Below are 16,299 nucleotides of genomic sequence, written 5' to 3'. Positions count from 1 at the left end.
CTCCGGCGGTGCTACGGCGGGCCGGGCCGGTGGGTGCTTCGTACGTGCCCGCCGGCCCGGCCGTCTTGTACGGGCGGCGACGCATGCGAGCGGGGTGCGCGGGGGTCGGACGGGCGTGGCGTGCCGGTCCCGGGCGTGTGGCGTACGGGTGGCTTGTGCGGGTGTCCTGCGGGTGATTCGTGGGGGCCTTGTGGGCGGGCGGCGCGGGCGTGCCGTACATGCGGTGGCAAAACGCCCCAGGCGGTTCCAGCCACCCATACTCACAAGACCGTGACGTCTGGGGCGGCCGGTACCCCGGCTGTTTCCCCCCACCCGGGGAGCGTCTAGGGTCTTGGACGTCTGCCCACGACGGACCCACACGGCGGGCACCGGACCAGAAGCGACACGCGCGTGCAGATCGGCCGGGAGGGGCTTCGCCGCACCACGCTTTTGGGGGCTTTCACCATGGACCCGATGAACCCGCAGCCGGACGACCCCGGCCACGACGGCGACGGCGCCGCCCACAGGAGCGGCGACGCCGCTGGCTCCCGCGCCTCCCGGGACGACCTGCCCGCCCCGGTCGGCGCGGGCAAGACCCCCGCCCCCGCCCGCACCGCCCAGCTCGTCGCCGGGGACTTCCTCCTCACCGTCAACCCCGTCGACGGCAGCGAGATCGAACCCTGCCCGCCCGGCCGCCAGCCCGAGCCGCCGGTCCGCCGCACCCCCGGGCAGCGCGCCGAACGCGACCGCGCCGCCGCCCCGCCCGTGCCCACCGGGCCGGCGGCGCCGCACCCGCCGCTGCTCCAGCGCGCCGAGGAGCGCGAACGGCTCGTCCAGAGCCTCTCCCGCGGCCGTTCCGTACGCCTCACCGGGCCCGCCGGTTCCGGCCGCACCCGACTCCTCGACGCGGTCGCCGCCGGCTGCGCCGACCTCGCGCCCGACGGCGTCATCCGCCTCTCCGGTCACCGCCGCACCGTCGGCGAGGTGCTGTACGAGCTGTTCGCCGCCGTCCACCACGCGCCCGGCCACCGCCCCGACCGCGCCGGACTGCTCGCCCACATCCGCGAGATCGGCGCCGTCGTCGTCGTGGACGACCTGGAGTTCGGCGGCGCGGCCCTGGACGAGCTGCTCGACGCGGCCCCCGAGTGCGCCTTCCTCCTCGCCGCGACGCCCGCCACCCCCGCGCCCTCCCCGGACGCGTCCGTGGACGAGGTGGTCCTCACCGGCCTCGACCGCTCCACCACCCTCGAACTCCTCGAGCACGCCGTCGACCGGGCACTCACCGACGACGAGGCGAACTGGGCGGGCGACCTCTGGTTCGAGTCCGAGGGCCTGCCCCTCCGCTTCGTCCAGGCCGGTGCCCTGCTGCGGCAGCGCGACGTCCTGCGCGCCCCCGCACCGGCGGGCGACGACACGGACCCGGACGACAGCGTCTTCACCGACGTCCGCGACGCTCCCCTGCCGAGCCTCGGTGAGGCCGCCGCGCCCGCCGCGCTACTCGCCTCCCGGCTCTCCGAGGCCGCCCGCGACACGCTCCGCTTCGCCGTCGCCCTCGGCGGCGAGGTCCCCCACCAGGCGCATCTCCCGGCCCTCGTGGGCGACACCCACGCCGACGCCGCGCTCGGCGAGCTCGTGCGCTGCGGGCTGCTCACCCCCGTCGGCCCCCGCCACCGCCTGGCGGCCGGTGTCATCGAGCAGCTGGCCGAGCACGGCTACGACGAGGGCGCCCTGGGCCGCGCCCACACCGCCGCCCAGCACTACGCCTGGTGGGCCGGTCACCCCTCCGTCGCGCCCGAGCGGGTCGCCGCCGAGGCCGACGCCGTACTCGCCGCACTCCACGTCCTCGCCTCCAGCCAGGAGGCCGGGCACGCCAGCGCCGCCGTCCTGCTGGCCCGCAGCGCGGCGCCCGCCCTCGCCGCCGCGCTGCACTGGGGCGCCTGGGAGCGGGCGCTGCGCTCCGGCCAGGCCGCCGCGCGGCTCGCCGGTGAGGTCGCCGAAGAGGCGTACTTCCACCACGAGTTGGGCGTTCTCGCCCTGTGCAGGGGCAATCTCGACCGGGCGCGCGCCGAGCTGGAGGCGTCCATAGCCATGCGCGGCGCCCTCGCCGACAAGCGCGGCACGGTCGCCGGGCGGCGCGCCCTCGCCCTGGTCGCCGACCGCGAGCGCGGCGCCGCGTCGTACGAGGAGCCGGCCACGCCCCCGCCGGGCAGCCTTCGCGCGAGCCCGGCGCCGGTCACGGGCCGCGCGGGCACGACGGGCCCCGGCGGTGTCGCACCCGGCGGCGCACCGGGCGGCGCACCGGGCGGAGCGGGCGGAGCGGGTCGTACGGGCGGCTCCGGTACGGGCCCGGGCGCGGCGGGCGGCCTGGGCGCGGGTACGGGACTCGGCGCGGGTACGGGCGCGGGGACCGGACCGGGCGGCCCGGCTTTCGGCGCCTCCACGCCGGGCGGCACGGCTTTCGGCGCCTCCACGCCGGGCGGTTCCTCCTCCGGCGCGGACAGCGACACGGGCTCCGGGGCGTACGGCTCCACCGCCGGGACCGGGAGCCGTACGGGCTCCGCGACCGGCCCGGGCACCGGCACGGGAACCGGCTTCGGCACCGGGACCGCCCTCGGGCTCGGCGCCACGGCCGGTGCGGGCGCCGGTTCCCCCTCCAGCTCCGCCGCGGCGGACTTCGACCGGACGTACGGCGCGTCCGGCGCGGGCGCGGGCGGCGGCAAGTACGCCTACCCGCAGGCGGAGCGGCCCGCGCACAAGGGGCTGCGGGGCCTGATGCTCAGCGGCGCCCGGCGCAACCTCGTCGCGGCCGGGGCGGGCGCCGTGCTCGCGGCGGTCCTCGGCACGGTCGTCACCATCGGCGCGACCTCCGGCGACGGCGACCCCGGCCCCACCGGCGACCGGGTCGTCACCGAGCACTCGACGGACGCCGACGGCACCGGCGGCGGCTTCGGCGACGAGACCCCCGACGAGGACGGCGCCACCGGCACGTCCGGCGGCGGCACGGGCGACCCCGGCAGCGAGCCGACGGGCGACGGGTCCAGCTCGTCCCGCGAGCCCGGCACGACCGGCTCCTCCGGATCCACGGGCGGCGACGACCCGTCCGACCCCGCCGCCGACCCGTCCACGGCCGACGACGACGACACCACGTCCGGCACCACGACCAGCGGCGGCGGCAGCGCCAGCACGGGCGGCTCCACCAGCACGGGCGGCACCACCACCTCCCCGAGCACCACGGGCTCCCCGTCCTCGGGCGGCTCCAGCAGCCCCGACCCGTCGGGCTCCACGAGCACCAGCCCCAGCCCGTCGGACACGGCGCCCCCCACCCCGCCCACGGAGGACCCGGCCACGACGGGCGGCGGCGCGGGAGGCACCTCGGGCACCTCGTCCGGCGGAGACGACTCGAGTGGCGGTTCATCGGCCACTGCCAGCGACGTCGTCATGCCCTCGGGCGCCCCGCAGCCGAGCGGTACGGTCGCCTGACCCGGACCCGGCACGGCGGTCCCGCACAGCACGACGGCCCCGGGCGGAACCCCCGCCCGGGGCCGTACACGTACACGTACGCGGGGAACCGACGTACCGTCAGAACAGCCGCAGCTTGTCGTCCTCGATGCCGCGCAGCGCGTCGTAGTCCAGCACCACGCAGTCGATGCCCCGGTCCGTCGCCAGGACGCGCGCCTGCGGCTTGATCTCCTGCGCGGCGAAGACGCCCTTGACCGGCGCCAGGTGCGGGTCGCGGTTGAGCAGTTCCAGGTAGCGGGTGAGCTGCTCCACGCCGTCGATCTCGCCGCGCCGCTTGATCTCGACGGCGACCGTGCCGCCCTCGCCGTTCCGGCACAGGATGTCGACCGGGCCGATCGCTGTCGGGTACTCGCGGCGGATCAGCGTGTACCCCTCGCCCAGCGTCTCGATGCGGTCGGCGAGCAGCTCCTGGAGGTGCGCCTCCACGCCGTCCTTGATGAGGCCCGGATCGACGCCCAGTTCGTGGGACGAGTCGTGGAGGATCTCCTCCATCGTGATGATCAGTTTCTCGCCCGCCTTGTTGACGACGGTCCAGACGCCCGAGGAGTCGCCTTCGCCCTCTTTGAGGGTGCACGGCGGCGACATCCAGTTCAGGGGCTTGTAGGCCCGGTCGTCGGCGTGGATCGAGACGCTGCCGTCCGCCTTGACCAGGATCAGACGGGGAGCGGAGGGCAGGTGGGCGGTGAGCCGGCCCGCGTAGTCCACGGAGCAGCGGGCGATGACGAGACGCATGGTCCGCAACGCTACTCGACACACGCGGTTCCGCGCGATTCGGTGCCAAACGGCCCTGGTTCCTTGGCCTGTTGTGGGTCAATCTCCTGGTGCGGTCCGGGCAGCGCGCCTACCGTGGAAGCGGGAGGTCGTCACTCGTGCACGCAGCGTGTGCGTACGGGGGCTCCTCCTTCCCTGCCCGTAAGACCCCGCTCCCGGCGGGGTCGCGAGAGGAGAACCCATGTCGCTCGACGTCTCACCGGCGCTGTTGGAACAGGCCGAGCGAGGCGAGGTCGACGAAGAGGCCTTCGTCGACTGCGTCCGGACCTCCCTGCCCTTCGCGTGGGAGATGATCGATTCTCTGGTGGCCCGGCTGAGGGCGGACGGGGGCGCCTTCGCCGACAACCAGACGCCTCCGCCGGACGAGCAGGCGCGCGGGCAGCTGCTGCGCGCGCTGGCCAGCGACGCGATACGGGGGGCGTTGGAGCGCCACTTCGGCGTGCGGCTGGCCTTCCAGAACTGCCACCGCGTCGCGGTGTTCCCGCTGGACCCGGCGGCCGACGAGCGGCTGGCCCGCTTCACCTCCGTACGGGCGCAGCTGCTGAACCAGTCGCCGGTGCTGCGCGACTGCTGACACTCGCACACGTGTTGCCGCTCCGCATCGCCTCGCTCGGGAGGCACGACGGGTGCAGGGGCGGCAGCCGCGGTCACCGCAGCAGGGGCAGGACCTCGGCGCCGAGCCTGCGTACGTTCTCCTCCGTCGCCGCGAGCTGGCCTGACCCCTCCGCCAGCAGCGCGAACCGCCGGATGCCGGTCCGCTCGGCCGTGGCCGCCAGCCGGTCCGCCGCGAGCCGGGGCGTACCAACCGGGTGGAGGCGGCACAGCAGCTCCGTGTACGCGTACGGGTCCCGCATGGCCCTGGGCCGCCCGTCCACCGTGACATGGGCGTCCAGGCCGTGGCGCAGCCAGCCGGGCAGGGCCTTCAGGAGCGTCTCCACCGCGTCCTGCGTGTGGTCGGCGAGCTGGACGACCCCGGCGGACACATGCCGTTCGGCGATCCGCGCCACCTCGTCGGGGGTGTGCCCCGCGGCCAGGGCCTCGCTCCGCCACAGGGCGGTCATCTCCGCCTTGTCGTCGTCGCCGCAGTGCATGCCCAGCAGCATGGGCAGGCCGTGCGCGGCGGCGAGCCGGACGCTCCTGGCGGACGTGCAGGCGAGGATCGTCTCCGGCGCGGACGACCCGTCGATCAGCTCGTCGGGGCGGGGCACGACCGGGACCTCCCGGAAGCGGTGCCGTTCCCCGTCCGCCCCGACCCGGTCCTGGCGCAGCCAGCGCAGCAGCACGTCCAGCGACTCGGGGAAGTGCCGCTCGTACGCCTTGAGCCCCGCCGCGAACACCTCCAGGTCCACCCACGGGCCGCCCCGGCCCACGCCGAGCGTGAACCGCCCGCCCGATGTGATGTGCAGCAGCGACGCCTGCTCGCCGAGCGCGACCGGATGGGCCGTCGGCAGCACGCTCACCGCCGTGCCGACCCGGATGCGGCGCGTCCGGCCCAGCAGCAGCGCCGCCAGCGTGATCGCCGAGGGACACACCCCGTACGGCACGAAGTGGTGCTCCGCCAGCCACACCGCGTCCAGGCCGGCCTCTTCGGCGACCTCCGCCGAGCGCACCGCGCGGTGCAGCGCCTCGCTGTGCCCCTGACCGGGGAACTGCGCCGCGAGCACAAAGGTTCCCACGCGCATCGCCTCATGCCTCCTCGACGGCCGACGCCACTTCCTCGCCTTCACCGCCGACAACGCCTGACACGTGCCAAAGGCAACGGCCACCCGCCGAGTTCTTGCGATTTTCGGCTGAACACCCCCGTGGGAGGGGTGTGTCGCACGGGCGTCCGGGCGCCCGGCGCCCCGTCGTTGCGGCCTTCGCGGGGCCTTTAGGCTGGACGGGAACCTGTCCCGCCCGCCCTGTGAGGTGTTCCGTGTCCCCGCGCCGCAACCGGCCCCAGAAGAGGGGCGGAGAGAAGTCCCCCGAGACCGGCGGCGGTGACGGCGGCCGCTACGGCGGCTTCGAGCGGACGGAGTCGTGGCACGGCGAGGACTGGTCCGTGCGGAACGTGGCGGGCGCGAGCGCGGCGGGGAAGCGCTACCGGTGCCCCGGCTGTGACCAGGAGATCCCGTCCGGCGTCCCGCACGTGGTGGCCTGGCCCCAGTACGGCGGCGGGGTGGACGACCGGCGGCACTGGCACAAGGCGTGCTGGAACGCGAAGGACCGCCGCACCACCCGCGTCCAGCGCGCCCGCAACGCACCACGCTACTGAGGGCCGGGGCGGGGCCTGGCACGGCGCCTCACGCGGAGGGGCGCCCCGGACGGCACGGCACGGCGCGGCACCTCGCGGGGCGGGCGCGGGCGCGGCGCGGTGCCTGGCGCGAGACCTGACGGGGCACGCCGCTCCACGCAGCACGCTGACAGGACGTGGGCGCGTGGCGCCTGGCGGGGCCTGGCGCCTGATGCGGCGCGGCACGGCGGCCCGGCGCCGACGCGGCATGGCGCGGGCAGGACGTGGGCGCGCGGTGCCTGACGGGGCGCGGCGGCTGGCGCGCGGCCACGGCACGGCACGGCGCGGGCGCGGCGCCGTGCGGCGTCCGACCCGGCGCGGCCCGGCGCCCGACGTAGTACGGCTCGGGCACGGCGGGGCGCGGCGTGCGGCGCGGGGCGGGGTCACGGCGCGCGGGGCAGGGGGTGGTGCGGCGCGGGACGTTCCCGGGCGTCAGGCGGCGGTCGCCGGGGCGAGCAGGGGCCGCCACCAGGCGGTGTTGCGCCGGTACCAGTCACCGCAGCTCCTCCCGGCTCGCCCCCCGAATGCGGGCGCCCCTCCGCCGGTCACGGGAAAAGCCACTGGAAATCCTCGGAACACCGCCCGCGATTTCCGCCCGAGCGGATATACCGGCGGCCAGGCGCCGCCCTAGACGTCCCGCCGGTCGAGCGTCAGGTACGCCCCGCCCAGCGCCGCGGCGGTCAGGCCCGCGATCACCCACAGGGAGCCCCACCCGGACAGCAGCGGCGCCGCCCCGGGCTCGGTCACGTAGAGGGAGCCCAGCAGGGCCGGGATGGAGTACTCGATCAGGGCGTCCCGCACCTTGCCGAGACCGTCCGTGTACAGGCCGAGCACCAGCACGTACGGCAGCAGCACCAGGCCGATCATCGTCGTGATCGACCCGGCCGAGTGCCGCAGCACGGCGCCCACGGCGAGGGACAGCAGCCCGAGGCACGCCATGAACAGGCTCACGCCGACCGTCACCCGGGCCCACTGGCCGGCCGTCGCCCCGCCGGCCGCCCCGATGAGCGCCATCTGCGCGGCGGCGGTGACCGCCGAGACGACCGCCGTCGTCAGGAAGACCACCGTGAAGAACACGATCGCCTTGGCGGTGAGCACCCGGCTCCGGCTGGGGCACGCCGTCAGCGTCGTACGGATCATGCCCGTACCGAACTCGGAGGTGACCGTCAGCACGCCCAGCGTGATCACGCACACCGTGGCCAGCAGCATCCCGGGCATGCCCAGGGAGAGCACGGACCCGGAGCCCTCCAGCTCTGCCTCGGGCACCCGCCCGACCGCGAAGGCCAGCATCAGCCCGAAGCCGACGACGACCACGACCATCACGCCCAGCGTCCAGACCGTGGAGCGCAGCGAGCGCATCTTCGTCCACTCGGACAGCACGGCGTCCCCGAGGTGGGCGCGGCGCACGGGGATGGGGGAGGTGTACGGGGTGGTGGTCATCGGGCGTCCTCGGTGCTGCTCTCGTGCGTACGGCTCTGCTGCGGACCGCCCCCGCCGGGCGCCGCACCGGGGGCGGGCGGCGGCGGCGCGTACCAGCCCTCCAGGGGCACGTCGGGGACGGCGGGCGGCTGCTCGGGTACGGGGCCCAGCTCGGCGAGCCGGTCGTCGGTGGAGCGGTAGTCCACGGCGCCCTGCGTCATCCGCATGTACGCCTCCTCCAGCGACGCCTGGTGCGGGGACAGCTCCCACAGCCGTACCCCCGCCCCGTGCGCGACGTCGCTGACGCGGGGCAGCGTCAGCCCGGTCACGCGCAGCGCCCCGTCCCGCTCGGACAGCACGAAGCCGCCCGCCTCGGTCAGGGCGGCCACCAGCCTCTCGCGCTGCTCCGGCTCGCCGTCCGGGGTCCGTACGCGCGCGAAACCGGCGGAATTGGCGGCGATGAAGTCGCGGACGCTCATGTCGGCGAGGAGCCGGCCGCGGCCGATGACGATCAGGTGGTCGGCGGTCAGCGCCATCTCGCTCATCAGGTGCGAGGAGACGAAGACCGTACGGCCCTCGGCGGCCAGCGCCTTCATCAGGTTCCGCACCCAGAGGATGCCCTCCGGGTCCAGGCCGTTGACCGGCTCGTCGAAGAGGAGGACCTGCGGGTCGCCGAGGAGCGCCGCCGCGATGCCGAGGCGCTGGCCCATGCCGAGCGAGAAGCCCTTGGAGCGCCTGCGCGCCACGTCCTGGAGGCCCACGACGCCCAGCACCTCGTCCACCCGCTTCGCGGGGATACCGGCGAGCTGGGCGAGGGCGAGGAGGTGGCTGCGGGCCGTGCGGCCGCCGTGCACCGCCCGCGCGTCGAGCAGCGCGCCGACCTGGCGGGGGGCGTTGGGCAGCTCCCGGAACGGGTGGCCGCCGATCGTGACGTGCCCGGAGGTCGGCCGGTCCAGGCCTAGGATCATGCGCATGGTGGTGGACTTGCCGGACCCGTTCGGCCCCAGGAAGCCCGTGACGACGCCGGGCCGCACCTGGAAGGACAGGTCCTCCACGGCGGTCTTGGCGCCGTAGCGCTTGGTCAGGCGGACTGCCTCGATCATTCTCCAGCCCCACACAGGTCGGTTCTGCCGCGGGCGGCGAAGCGCCGCGCACCCGCACGCCGAAGGGCCACCCGTAAGAGATAAGAGGGGGGCGGAGCCGTGACGGTTCCGCCCCCCTCCCGAAAATCTACGCGAAACCTACGCGTCCCGGTTCTTCAGCACCAGATAGCCACCGGCCAGCGCGGCCACCACCCACAGCACCATGATGCCGAGCCCGCCCCACGGCCCGTACGGCGACGGGTCCTGGCCCATCGCGTTCGGCACCACCTGCATGATCTTGGCGCCGGCCTGGTCGGGGAAGTACCGGGCCACCTCGCGGGCGCCGGGGACGAGCGACAGGATCTGCGACACGAGGAAGAAGAACGGCACGAGGATGCCGAGCGCCAGCATCGAGGAGCGCAGCATCGCCGTCACGCCCATCGAGAACAGCGCGATCAGGCCCATGTAGAGGCCGCCACCGATCACGGCGCGCAGCACGTTCTCCTCGTCGATCGACGTGCGGTGCTCGCCGAGCAGCGCCTGGCCGACGAAGAACGACAGGAAGCTGGTGACGAGACCGACGGCCAGCGCCAGCAGCCCGGCCACGGCGATCTTGCCGTAGAGGAACAGCCCCCGCCGCGGCACCGCCGCCAGCGAGGTGCGGATCATGCCGGAGCTGTACTCCGTGCCGACCACGAGGACGCCGAAGACGACCATCGCCAGCTGCCCCAGCGTCATCCCGGAGAAGCTGATCAGGGTCGGGTCGAACGTCGCCCGCTCGAACTCCGGCAGGTTGTCGAACTGCGCGCGCATCAGGGCGCTCAGCGCCGCGCCGACCGCCACCGTCACGACGAGGGCGCTGGCCAGCGTCCACACCGTGGACGCGACCGTACGGATCTTGGTCCACTCCGACTGGAGGACCGCGGGTACCGATGCCATCGTTCAGGCCCCCTTCACGTCCGCGTCCCACTGGGGAGCGGCGCCGTCGTGTGCGTGGTATTCGACCGATCCGGCGGTCATCCGCATGAACGCCTCCTCCAGCGAGGCCCGCTGGGCGCTCAGCTCGTGGAGGACGATCCGGTGCTCCGCCAGGAGCTCGCCGACACTCTCGGTCGACGACCCGTCGATCTCCAGGGCGCCGTCCTCACCGTCCAGCGCGGTCAGCCCGGCCGCGGCGAGCACGTCCCGCGTCTGCTCGCGCTGCGGGGTGCGCAGCCGGACGTAGCTGCGGGAGTTCTGCTGGATGAAATCGGCCATCGACGTGTCCGCGAGCAGCCTGCCCTGCCCGATGACGACCAAGTGGTCCGCCGTCAGGGCCATTTCGCTCATCAGATGACTCGAAACGAAGATCGTCCGGCCCTCCGACGCGAGGTGTTTCATCAGATGGCGAATCCAGTGAATTCCCTCGGGGTCCAGACCATTGACGGGCTCGTCGAACATCAGAATCCGGGGATCACCCAGGAGCGCGGCGGCGATTCCGAGCCGCTGCCCCATTCCCATCGAAAAGTTCTTCGATTTCTTGCGTGCCACCGCCGACAGGCCGACCAGATCGAGAACCTCGTCGACCCGGTGCGCCGGAATGCGGTTCGACTGCGCCAGGCACAGCAGGTTGTTGTACGCGGTGCGGCCGCCGTGCATCGCCTTGGCGTCCAGCAGGGCGCCGATGTACTTCAGCGGCTCGTCCAGCTCGCGGTAGTGCCGGCCGTCGATCCGGACCGTGCCCCTCGTCGGGGCGTCCAGGTCCAGCATCATGCGCATCGTCGTGGACTTGCCCGCGCCGTTCGGCCCGAGGAACCCGGTCACCATTCCGGGCCGGACCGTGAAGGACAGGTCGTCGACGGCCGTTTTCGTACCGAAACGTTTGGTCAGGCCCTCTAGTTCGATCATGTGCCCACGCTACGGAAGCCGAAGGCCCCCCGCCAACCGGAATGGCGGGGGGCCGAGCGGAGTACTCGACTCCGGTCCCCACGGGGGAAGGGGACCGGCACACGTACCGGCCGTCCGGGCGGGAGCGCCCTCAGGCCCGTACGCCCGACGGGTCAGCGCGACTGCTGCGCCGGAACGCCGCGGCTCGTCGGCTCGTCCTCCGGCACGTTCGCCGCCGCGACGGCGGCGCCCGTCAGCGTGGCCAGCATCTCGCGGACGTTGGTCAGCTGGGCGTTGATCGAGTCGCGACGGTTGGTCAGCGCCGCCAGCTCGCGCTCCGATTCGCTGCGGATACGGTCCGCCTTCGCGTTCGCGTCCGCGACGATGTCCTCGGCCTGGCGCTGCGCCGTCTCCACCGTCTGACGGGCCCTGCGCTCCGCGTCCGTACGCAGCTTCTCCGCCTCCAGGCGAAGCTGCTCCGCGCGGTGCTCGATCTCCGCGAGCCGCTTCTCCGCCTTCGCCTGACGCGACGCCAGGTCCCGCTCCGACTGCTCCCGCCGCTTGGCGAGGTTCGTCTCGAAGTCCGCGGCGGCCTGGGCGGCCTTGGCGCGGGTCTCCTCGAACAGCGCGTCGGCCTCCTCACGCTTCGACTGCGCGTCCTTCTGAGCCTCGGCCCGCAGCGAGTTCGCCTCGGACTGCGCCTTCTCGACGATGCGGACGCCCTCGTCCTCCGCCTTCGCCTTGCGCTCCGCCGCGTACGCCTCCGCGTCGTTGCGCACCTGCTGCGCCGACGACTCGGCCAGCTCGCGGTGCTGCTCGGCGGCGCGGCGGGCCTCCTCGCGCAGCTCCTTGGCCTCCTCCTCGGCGAGGCGGAGGATCTTCTCGACGCGGGCGCCCAGACCGGCGTACGACGGCTCGGCGTCGGTCACCTGGGCCTGCGCGTTCTGCGTCTCGAGGTGGAGTTCCTCGATGCGCTTTTCCAGAGCAGTGATTCGGGCCAGAGCACTGTCACGGTCGGCGACGAGCTTGGTAATGCGGTCGTCCACCTGACCGCGGTCGTAACCACGCCGCACGAGCTCGAAGCCGAAGGGGGAGGAAGTGTCGCTCATGGGGTTCCTGTCGAATGAGACCGGTGAGGTGTTAGAGGGAATCCTAGGGGCCGAAGCGGCGTGTCATCGAGCGGATGGCCGTTTGATTGGGAGAATGTCCAGCCTTTCGAGTGGCTCAATCGGTGTTTGACTTGCCACTCGAACGGGTACCGGCCGTCGCCGCGGCCTTGACGCTCCCGTCCTTGCCCCCACCGGCCGGCGCCTCGAACGATTCCAGCGCCTCCAGCACCGCCTGGACCCGGGCGATCTCGCCCTGGATGTCCTTCTGACGGCGCTCCAGCACCTCCAGCTCCCGCCGGCCGTCCGCCAGCAGGCGCTCCGCCTCCGCCTCCGCGTCCTCCTTCAGCTTCTGCGCCTCACGGGTCGCGTCGGCCTTCTTCTGGTTGGCCTCCTTCAGCAGGCCCTCCGCCTTCTTCACCGCGGCGATACGGACCTTGCTCGCCTCCGAGTTGGCGTCCGACAGCAGCTCCTTGGCCTTCGCCTCGGCCTCGGCGAGCTGCTGCTCCGCCGTCCGCACCAGCTTGTCGGCCCGCTCCCCGGCGACCCGCATCTGCTCGGCGCTCTCCCGGCGGGCCCGCTCGTGCAGGTCCTCGATCTCCGCCTCGGTCCGCGCGCGCAGCTCCTCCATGCGCTCCCTTATGGCGTTGGCGTCGCTCCGGGCGCCGACGAGCAGCTCGTCCGCGTCCGTACGGGCCTTCTCCACCAGGGCGTTGCCCTCGATGGTCGCCTCGGACACGATCCGCTCGGCCTCCTTGCGGGCCGCGCCGACCATCGTGTCCGCCTGCGACTCGGCGTCCGTGGTGGCGCGCAGCGCCTCCTCCCGCGCCTTCGCCATCAGCTGGTCGGCCTGCTCGGCGGCGTCCGCCCGGCGCTTCGCCGCGGCCTCGCGCGCCTCGTCCAGCACCCGGTCCGCCTCCGCGCGGGCCTCCGCGCGCAGCCGCTCCGCGGCCTCCTCGGTCTCCCTGAGGTGCGCTTGCGCCTCCTCGCGGATGCGCTCGGCCGCCTGCTGCGCCGAACCGACCGTCTCGGCCGCCTCGGCACGCAGCCGCTCCGCCTCGCCGGTGGCCTCCGCGACGAGCGTGTCCGCCTGCTCCGCCGCGTCGGAGCGCCGTTTGTCGGCGTCCCTGCGCGCCTCGTCCCGCAGCCGCTCCACCTCGGCCCGCGCCTCGTCCCGCAGGCGGGCGGCCTCGGTCTGCGCCTCGTCGAGGACCTCGACCGCCTCGGTCGCGAGCCGGTCGGCCTCCTCGGTGGCGTGCGCCGTCAGCCGCTCCGCCTCACCGGTCGCCTCGCCGACGATCCGCTCGGCCCGCTCCGTGGCGTCGCCGACCAGCTTCTCCGCCTCAGCCGACGCCTGCGTGACCAGCCGGTCCGCCTGCGCGGCCGCCTCGGACCGGATGCGGTTGGCGTCGCCGCGGGCCTCCGCCCGGGTACGCGCCGCGTCCTGCTCGGCCGACGCCAGCGAGTCCGACGCCTCCGTCCGTACCCGCTGCGCGTACTCGGCGCTGTCCGTCTTGAGCCGCTCGGCCTCCGCCAGCGCCTCCTTGACGGCCCGTTCGGCGAGCGACTTGGCCGCCTCGGTCTCCTCCTGCGCGCGCTCCCGGACCCGCGCCGCGTCCTCCGCGGCCCGCTCCCGCTCCTGGTAGGCGTCGGCGCGGACCCGGTCCGCCTCCTCCTGCGCCTCGTTGCGCGTGCGCTCCGCCGCGTGCTCGGCCGCCGAACGCAGCCCGGCGATCTCCTCCTCGGCCGCCTCCTGGAGCCCGGCCACCGAGTCCCGCACCTGCTGCGCGGTCTGCTCGGCGGCGGACACCAGCTCCGTGGCCCGCTGGTCCGCCTCCTCGACCAGCCGCTGCGCCTCCGCCTGGGCGTCCTCGACCCGCTTGCGGGCCGACGCCAGCAGCTCCTCGCTCTGCTGCCGGGCGCGGTCCCGCTCCAGGTCCGCCTCGGCGCGCGCGGTGCCGAGCGTCTCCTCGGCCTCCCGGCGGCGCCGGTTGGCCTCGTCCTGCGCGGCCGCCAGCTCCTCGGCGGCCTCCGTCTTGAGCCGCTCCGCCGCCGCCTGCGCCTCGGCGCGCACGCGGTCGGCGGTCTCCTGCGCCTCCGTCTTCAGCCGCTCCGCCTCGGCGGCGGCCTCGGCCCGGAGCCGTACGGCGGTGTTCTCCGCCTCGGCGCGCGAGCTGGAGGCGTCCGCCGCGGCCTCGGTACGCAGCCGCTCGGCCTCCTGCTCGGCCTGCTCCTGGAGCGTGCGCCGCCGCTCGGCGGCCTCCGCGCGCAGGCGCTCCGTCTCCTCGGCCGCCTCACGGCGCAGCCGCTCCGACTCGGCGCGCGCCTCGTCTAGGGCCTGCTCGGCTGCGGCGAGCCGGGCCCCCGCCTCCTCGTGGAGCCGCGTCAGCTCCTCGGCGGCCTCCGCCTGCCGTGCCGCGACACCCCGCTCGGCCTCCTCGCGCAGCGCCTCGGCGGCGGCCTCCGCGGCGGAGCGCACCGAGTCGGCCTGCTCCTCGGCGTCCGCGCGCAGCTGCTCGGCCTCGGCGCGCGTGCGCTCCAGGATCTCCTCGGCCTGGGCGCGCAGCGCCGTCGCCCGCTCGATCGCCTCCGTACGGACCCGCTCGCTCTCGGCGGTCGCCGCCGTGCGCAGCTCGTCCGCGTCCGCCTTCGCCTTGGTCAGCAGCTCCTCGGCGGTCTTGGCGGCCTCCTCGATCTGCTGGACGGACTCGCGGCGCGCCTCGGCGCGGATGCGCTCGCCCTCCGCGATCGCCTCGGACCGCAGCTGCTCGGCCTCCCCGCGCAGCCGCCGCGCCTCCTCCTGGAGCTCGACGGTCTTGGCCCGGTACTCCTTCGTGTCGTCCTTCGCGGCGCCGCGGAGCTGCTCGGCCGTGTCGGCGGCCTCGCCGACGAGCCGGTCGGCCTCCGCCTCGGCCTCGCGGCGGATGCGCTCGGCCTCCTCGGCGGCCTTGCGGGTGGTCGCCTGCGCCTCGTCGGACGCCTTGCCGAGCATCTCCTCGGCGGCGCGGGCGGCGTTGGCGAGCTGGGCGGCGGAGTCCTCGGCGGCCTTCGTACGGGCCTTCTCCGCGGCCTCCGCGATGAGCTTCTCGGCCTCGGCGCGGGCGTCGGCGAGGGCCTGCTCGGCGTCGGCGCGAAGGGCCTCGGCCTCCTTGGTGGCCTCCCCGACCAGCCGGGCGATCTCCGTCTTGGCCGTACGGGTGCGCTGCTCGTTGGCCGACTCGGCGGCGGCGATCCGCTTGGCGGCGTCCTCGGTGGCGGCGGCGACGACCTTGTCGGCCTCGGCGCGCGCCAGGCGCAGCCGCTCCTCCGCCTCCTGCATCCGCTGCTCGGCGGCGCGGCTCAGCTCGGTGGCCTGGCGGCGGGCCTGCTCGGCCTCACCCGCGGTGGCCGTACGGAGCTGCTCGGCGTGGCTGGTGGCCTCCTGGGCCTGGGTGGAGGCGGCGTTGAGGAGCCGCTCGGCGTCCTTGCGGGCGCGCAGCAGGAGCGACTCGGCCTCGGCGCGGGCGGCCTCCGACTCGGCGGCCAGCCGCTGGCGGGCCTCCTCCGCGACGCGGGCGGCCTCGGCGCGGGCGGCGGCCAGGGCCTGCTCGGCCTCGGCGCGGGACTCCTCCATCAGGCGCCGCGCCTGGGCCTCCGTGCGGGCGCGGAGCTGTTCCGCCCAGGCGACGTTCTCGTTGACGTGCGCCTCGACGGTCCGGCGGCGCTCGGCGAGCTCCTGGTCGAGCTGCTGGCGCCGCTGCACGGCCTCGTTGTGCAACTCGGCCTGGAGACGGGCCTGGTGCTCGGCGTGCTCTTGGAGGATGCGCTGGGTCTGGGCGCGGGCCTCGCGCAGCTCGCGTTCCGCGTCGGAGCGCATCTGCTCGGCCTGCATCTGGGCGTTGCGCAGCATCTGTTCGGCCTGGTAGCCGACGTCGGCGCTGTCGTAGGCAGGCCGGGACGCGATGGCGCGCCGGGCCTCGTGGAGCTTGGCGCGCAACACCTCGACCTGGTAACCGAGGTCCTCGGCGTGCTGGACGGCCTTCTCCCGCTCGGTCTTCAGCCGGTCCATCTCGGCTTCGAACCGCGAAAGGTGGTCGTCGTCAGCCCGGTGGCTCTCCTGGCGTTCGTAGCCCCGCACTGCGCGGTCCCATCCGTCCCCTGGTCGCGAACTCTCTTCGTACGGGCACCGTTCGCCGGCGAACGGCCCCCCGGGGAATGGTGTCAGATCGACGCTTCCGACGACGACGCCGCAGGGCGGCCCCGACCCGGCCCCGGCCCGGAGCGGCCCACTCTACCGGGCCGGGAC

11 protein-coding genes are annotated in these 16,299 nt (G+C 74.8%); 3 read left to right on the top strand and 8 right to left on the bottom strand.

Annotated features, from left to right (window positions below; translation table 11 throughout):
- Nucleotides 1-444 precede the first annotated feature (444 nt).
- The gene (locus tag J116_RS29065) at nt 445-3,459 is read left to right on the top strand and encodes an ATP-binding protein (protein ID WP_023586518.1); all 3,015 of its coding nucleotides are present in this window, start codon (nt 445-447) and stop codon (nt 3,457-3,459) included.
- Between the two features lie 99 nt (nt 3,460-3,558).
- On the opposite strand, the gene nucS is transcribed toward J116_RS29065, so the two are convergent.
- On the bottom strand, nt 3,559-4,230 hold the full coding sequence (gene nucS, locus J116_RS07700) for an endonuclease NucS (protein WP_023586517.1): 672 nt from the start codon (nt 4,228-4,230) through the stop codon (nt 3,559-3,561).
- A 220-nt stretch (nt 4,231-4,450) separates the two neighbouring features.
- Between nucS and J116_RS07695 the strand changes: the two genes are divergently transcribed.
- Nucleotides 4,451-4,843 (top strand): SCO5389 family protein, encoded by a 393-nt coding sequence (locus J116_RS07695; RefSeq protein WP_023586516.1) that lies wholly within the window; start codon nt 4,451-4,453, stop codon nt 4,841-4,843.
- A gap of 73 nt (nt 4,844-4,916) precedes the next feature.
- Here J116_RS07695 and J116_RS07690 read toward each other — a convergent pair whose 3' ends face one another.
- On the bottom strand, nt 4,917-5,951 hold the full coding sequence (locus J116_RS07690) for an LLM class flavin-dependent oxidoreductase (RefSeq protein WP_023586515.1): 1,035 nt from the start codon (nt 5,949-5,951) through the stop codon (nt 4,917-4,919).
- A 233-nt stretch (nt 5,952-6,184) separates the two neighbouring features.
- Between J116_RS07690 and J116_RS07685 the strand changes: the two genes are divergently transcribed.
- Nucleotides 6,185-6,523 (top strand): hypothetical protein, encoded by a 339-nt coding sequence (locus J116_RS07685; RefSeq protein ID WP_023586514.1) that lies wholly within the window; start codon nt 6,185-6,187, stop codon nt 6,521-6,523.
- Between the two features lie 645 nt (nt 6,524-7,168).
- Here J116_RS07685 and J116_RS07680 read toward each other — a convergent pair.
- The 6 genes from J116_RS07680 to scy all read right to left on the bottom strand — a co-directional run bounded on the left by J116_RS07680 (nt 7,169) and on the right by scy (nt 16,131).
- Nucleotides 7,169-7,981, bottom strand: coding sequence for an ABC transporter permease (locus tag J116_RS07680; RefSeq protein WP_023586513.1), 813 nt, complete (start codon nt 7,979-7,981; stop codon nt 7,169-7,171).
- Nucleotides 7,978-9,063 carry an ABC transporter ATP-binding protein gene (locus J116_RS07675; RefSeq protein WP_023586512.1) on the bottom strand — a complete coding sequence of 362 codons (1,086 nt, stop codon included), beginning with the start codon at nt 9,061-9,063 and terminating at the stop codon, nt 7,978-7,980. The genes J116_RS07680 and J116_RS07675 overlap by 4 nt, the downstream gene beginning before the upstream one ends.
- Nucleotides 9,064-9,201: 138 nt before the next feature.
- Nucleotides 9,202-9,981, bottom strand: coding sequence for an ABC transporter permease (locus tag J116_RS07670; protein WP_023586511.1), 780 nt, complete (start codon nt 9,979-9,981; stop codon nt 9,202-9,204).
- A gap of 3 nt (nt 9,982-9,984) precedes the next feature.
- Entirely contained in the window at nt 9,985-10,929 is a 945-nt protein-coding gene (locus J116_RS07665) for an ABC transporter ATP-binding protein (RefSeq protein ID WP_023586510.1), read from the bottom strand.
- 152 nt (nt 10,930-11,081) lie between these two features.
- Complete coding sequence (locus J116_RS07660) at nt 11,082-12,017, bottom strand: coiled-coil domain-containing protein (RefSeq protein WP_023586509.1); 936 nt, start codon at nt 12,015-12,017, stop codon at nt 11,082-11,084.
- Nucleotides 12,018-12,132: 115 nt separating this feature from the next.
- Nucleotides 12,133-16,131: a polarized growth protein Scy gene (gene scy / locus J116_RS07655; protein WP_023586508.1), complete on the bottom strand. Its 3,999-nt coding sequence runs from the start codon at nt 16,129-16,131 to the stop codon at nt 12,133-12,135.
- Nucleotides 16,132-16,299: the final 168 nt, after the last annotated feature.

It is taken from the genome of Streptomyces thermolilacinus SPC6, assembly GCF_000478605.2.
In the GTDB taxonomy this organism is placed as follows: Bacteria; Actinomycetota; Actinomycetes; order Streptomycetales; family Streptomycetaceae; genus Streptomyces; species Streptomyces thermolilacinus.
Note: the sequence above shows the minus strand (reverse complement) of the source record. Positions and strands in the feature narration are given on the sequence as shown.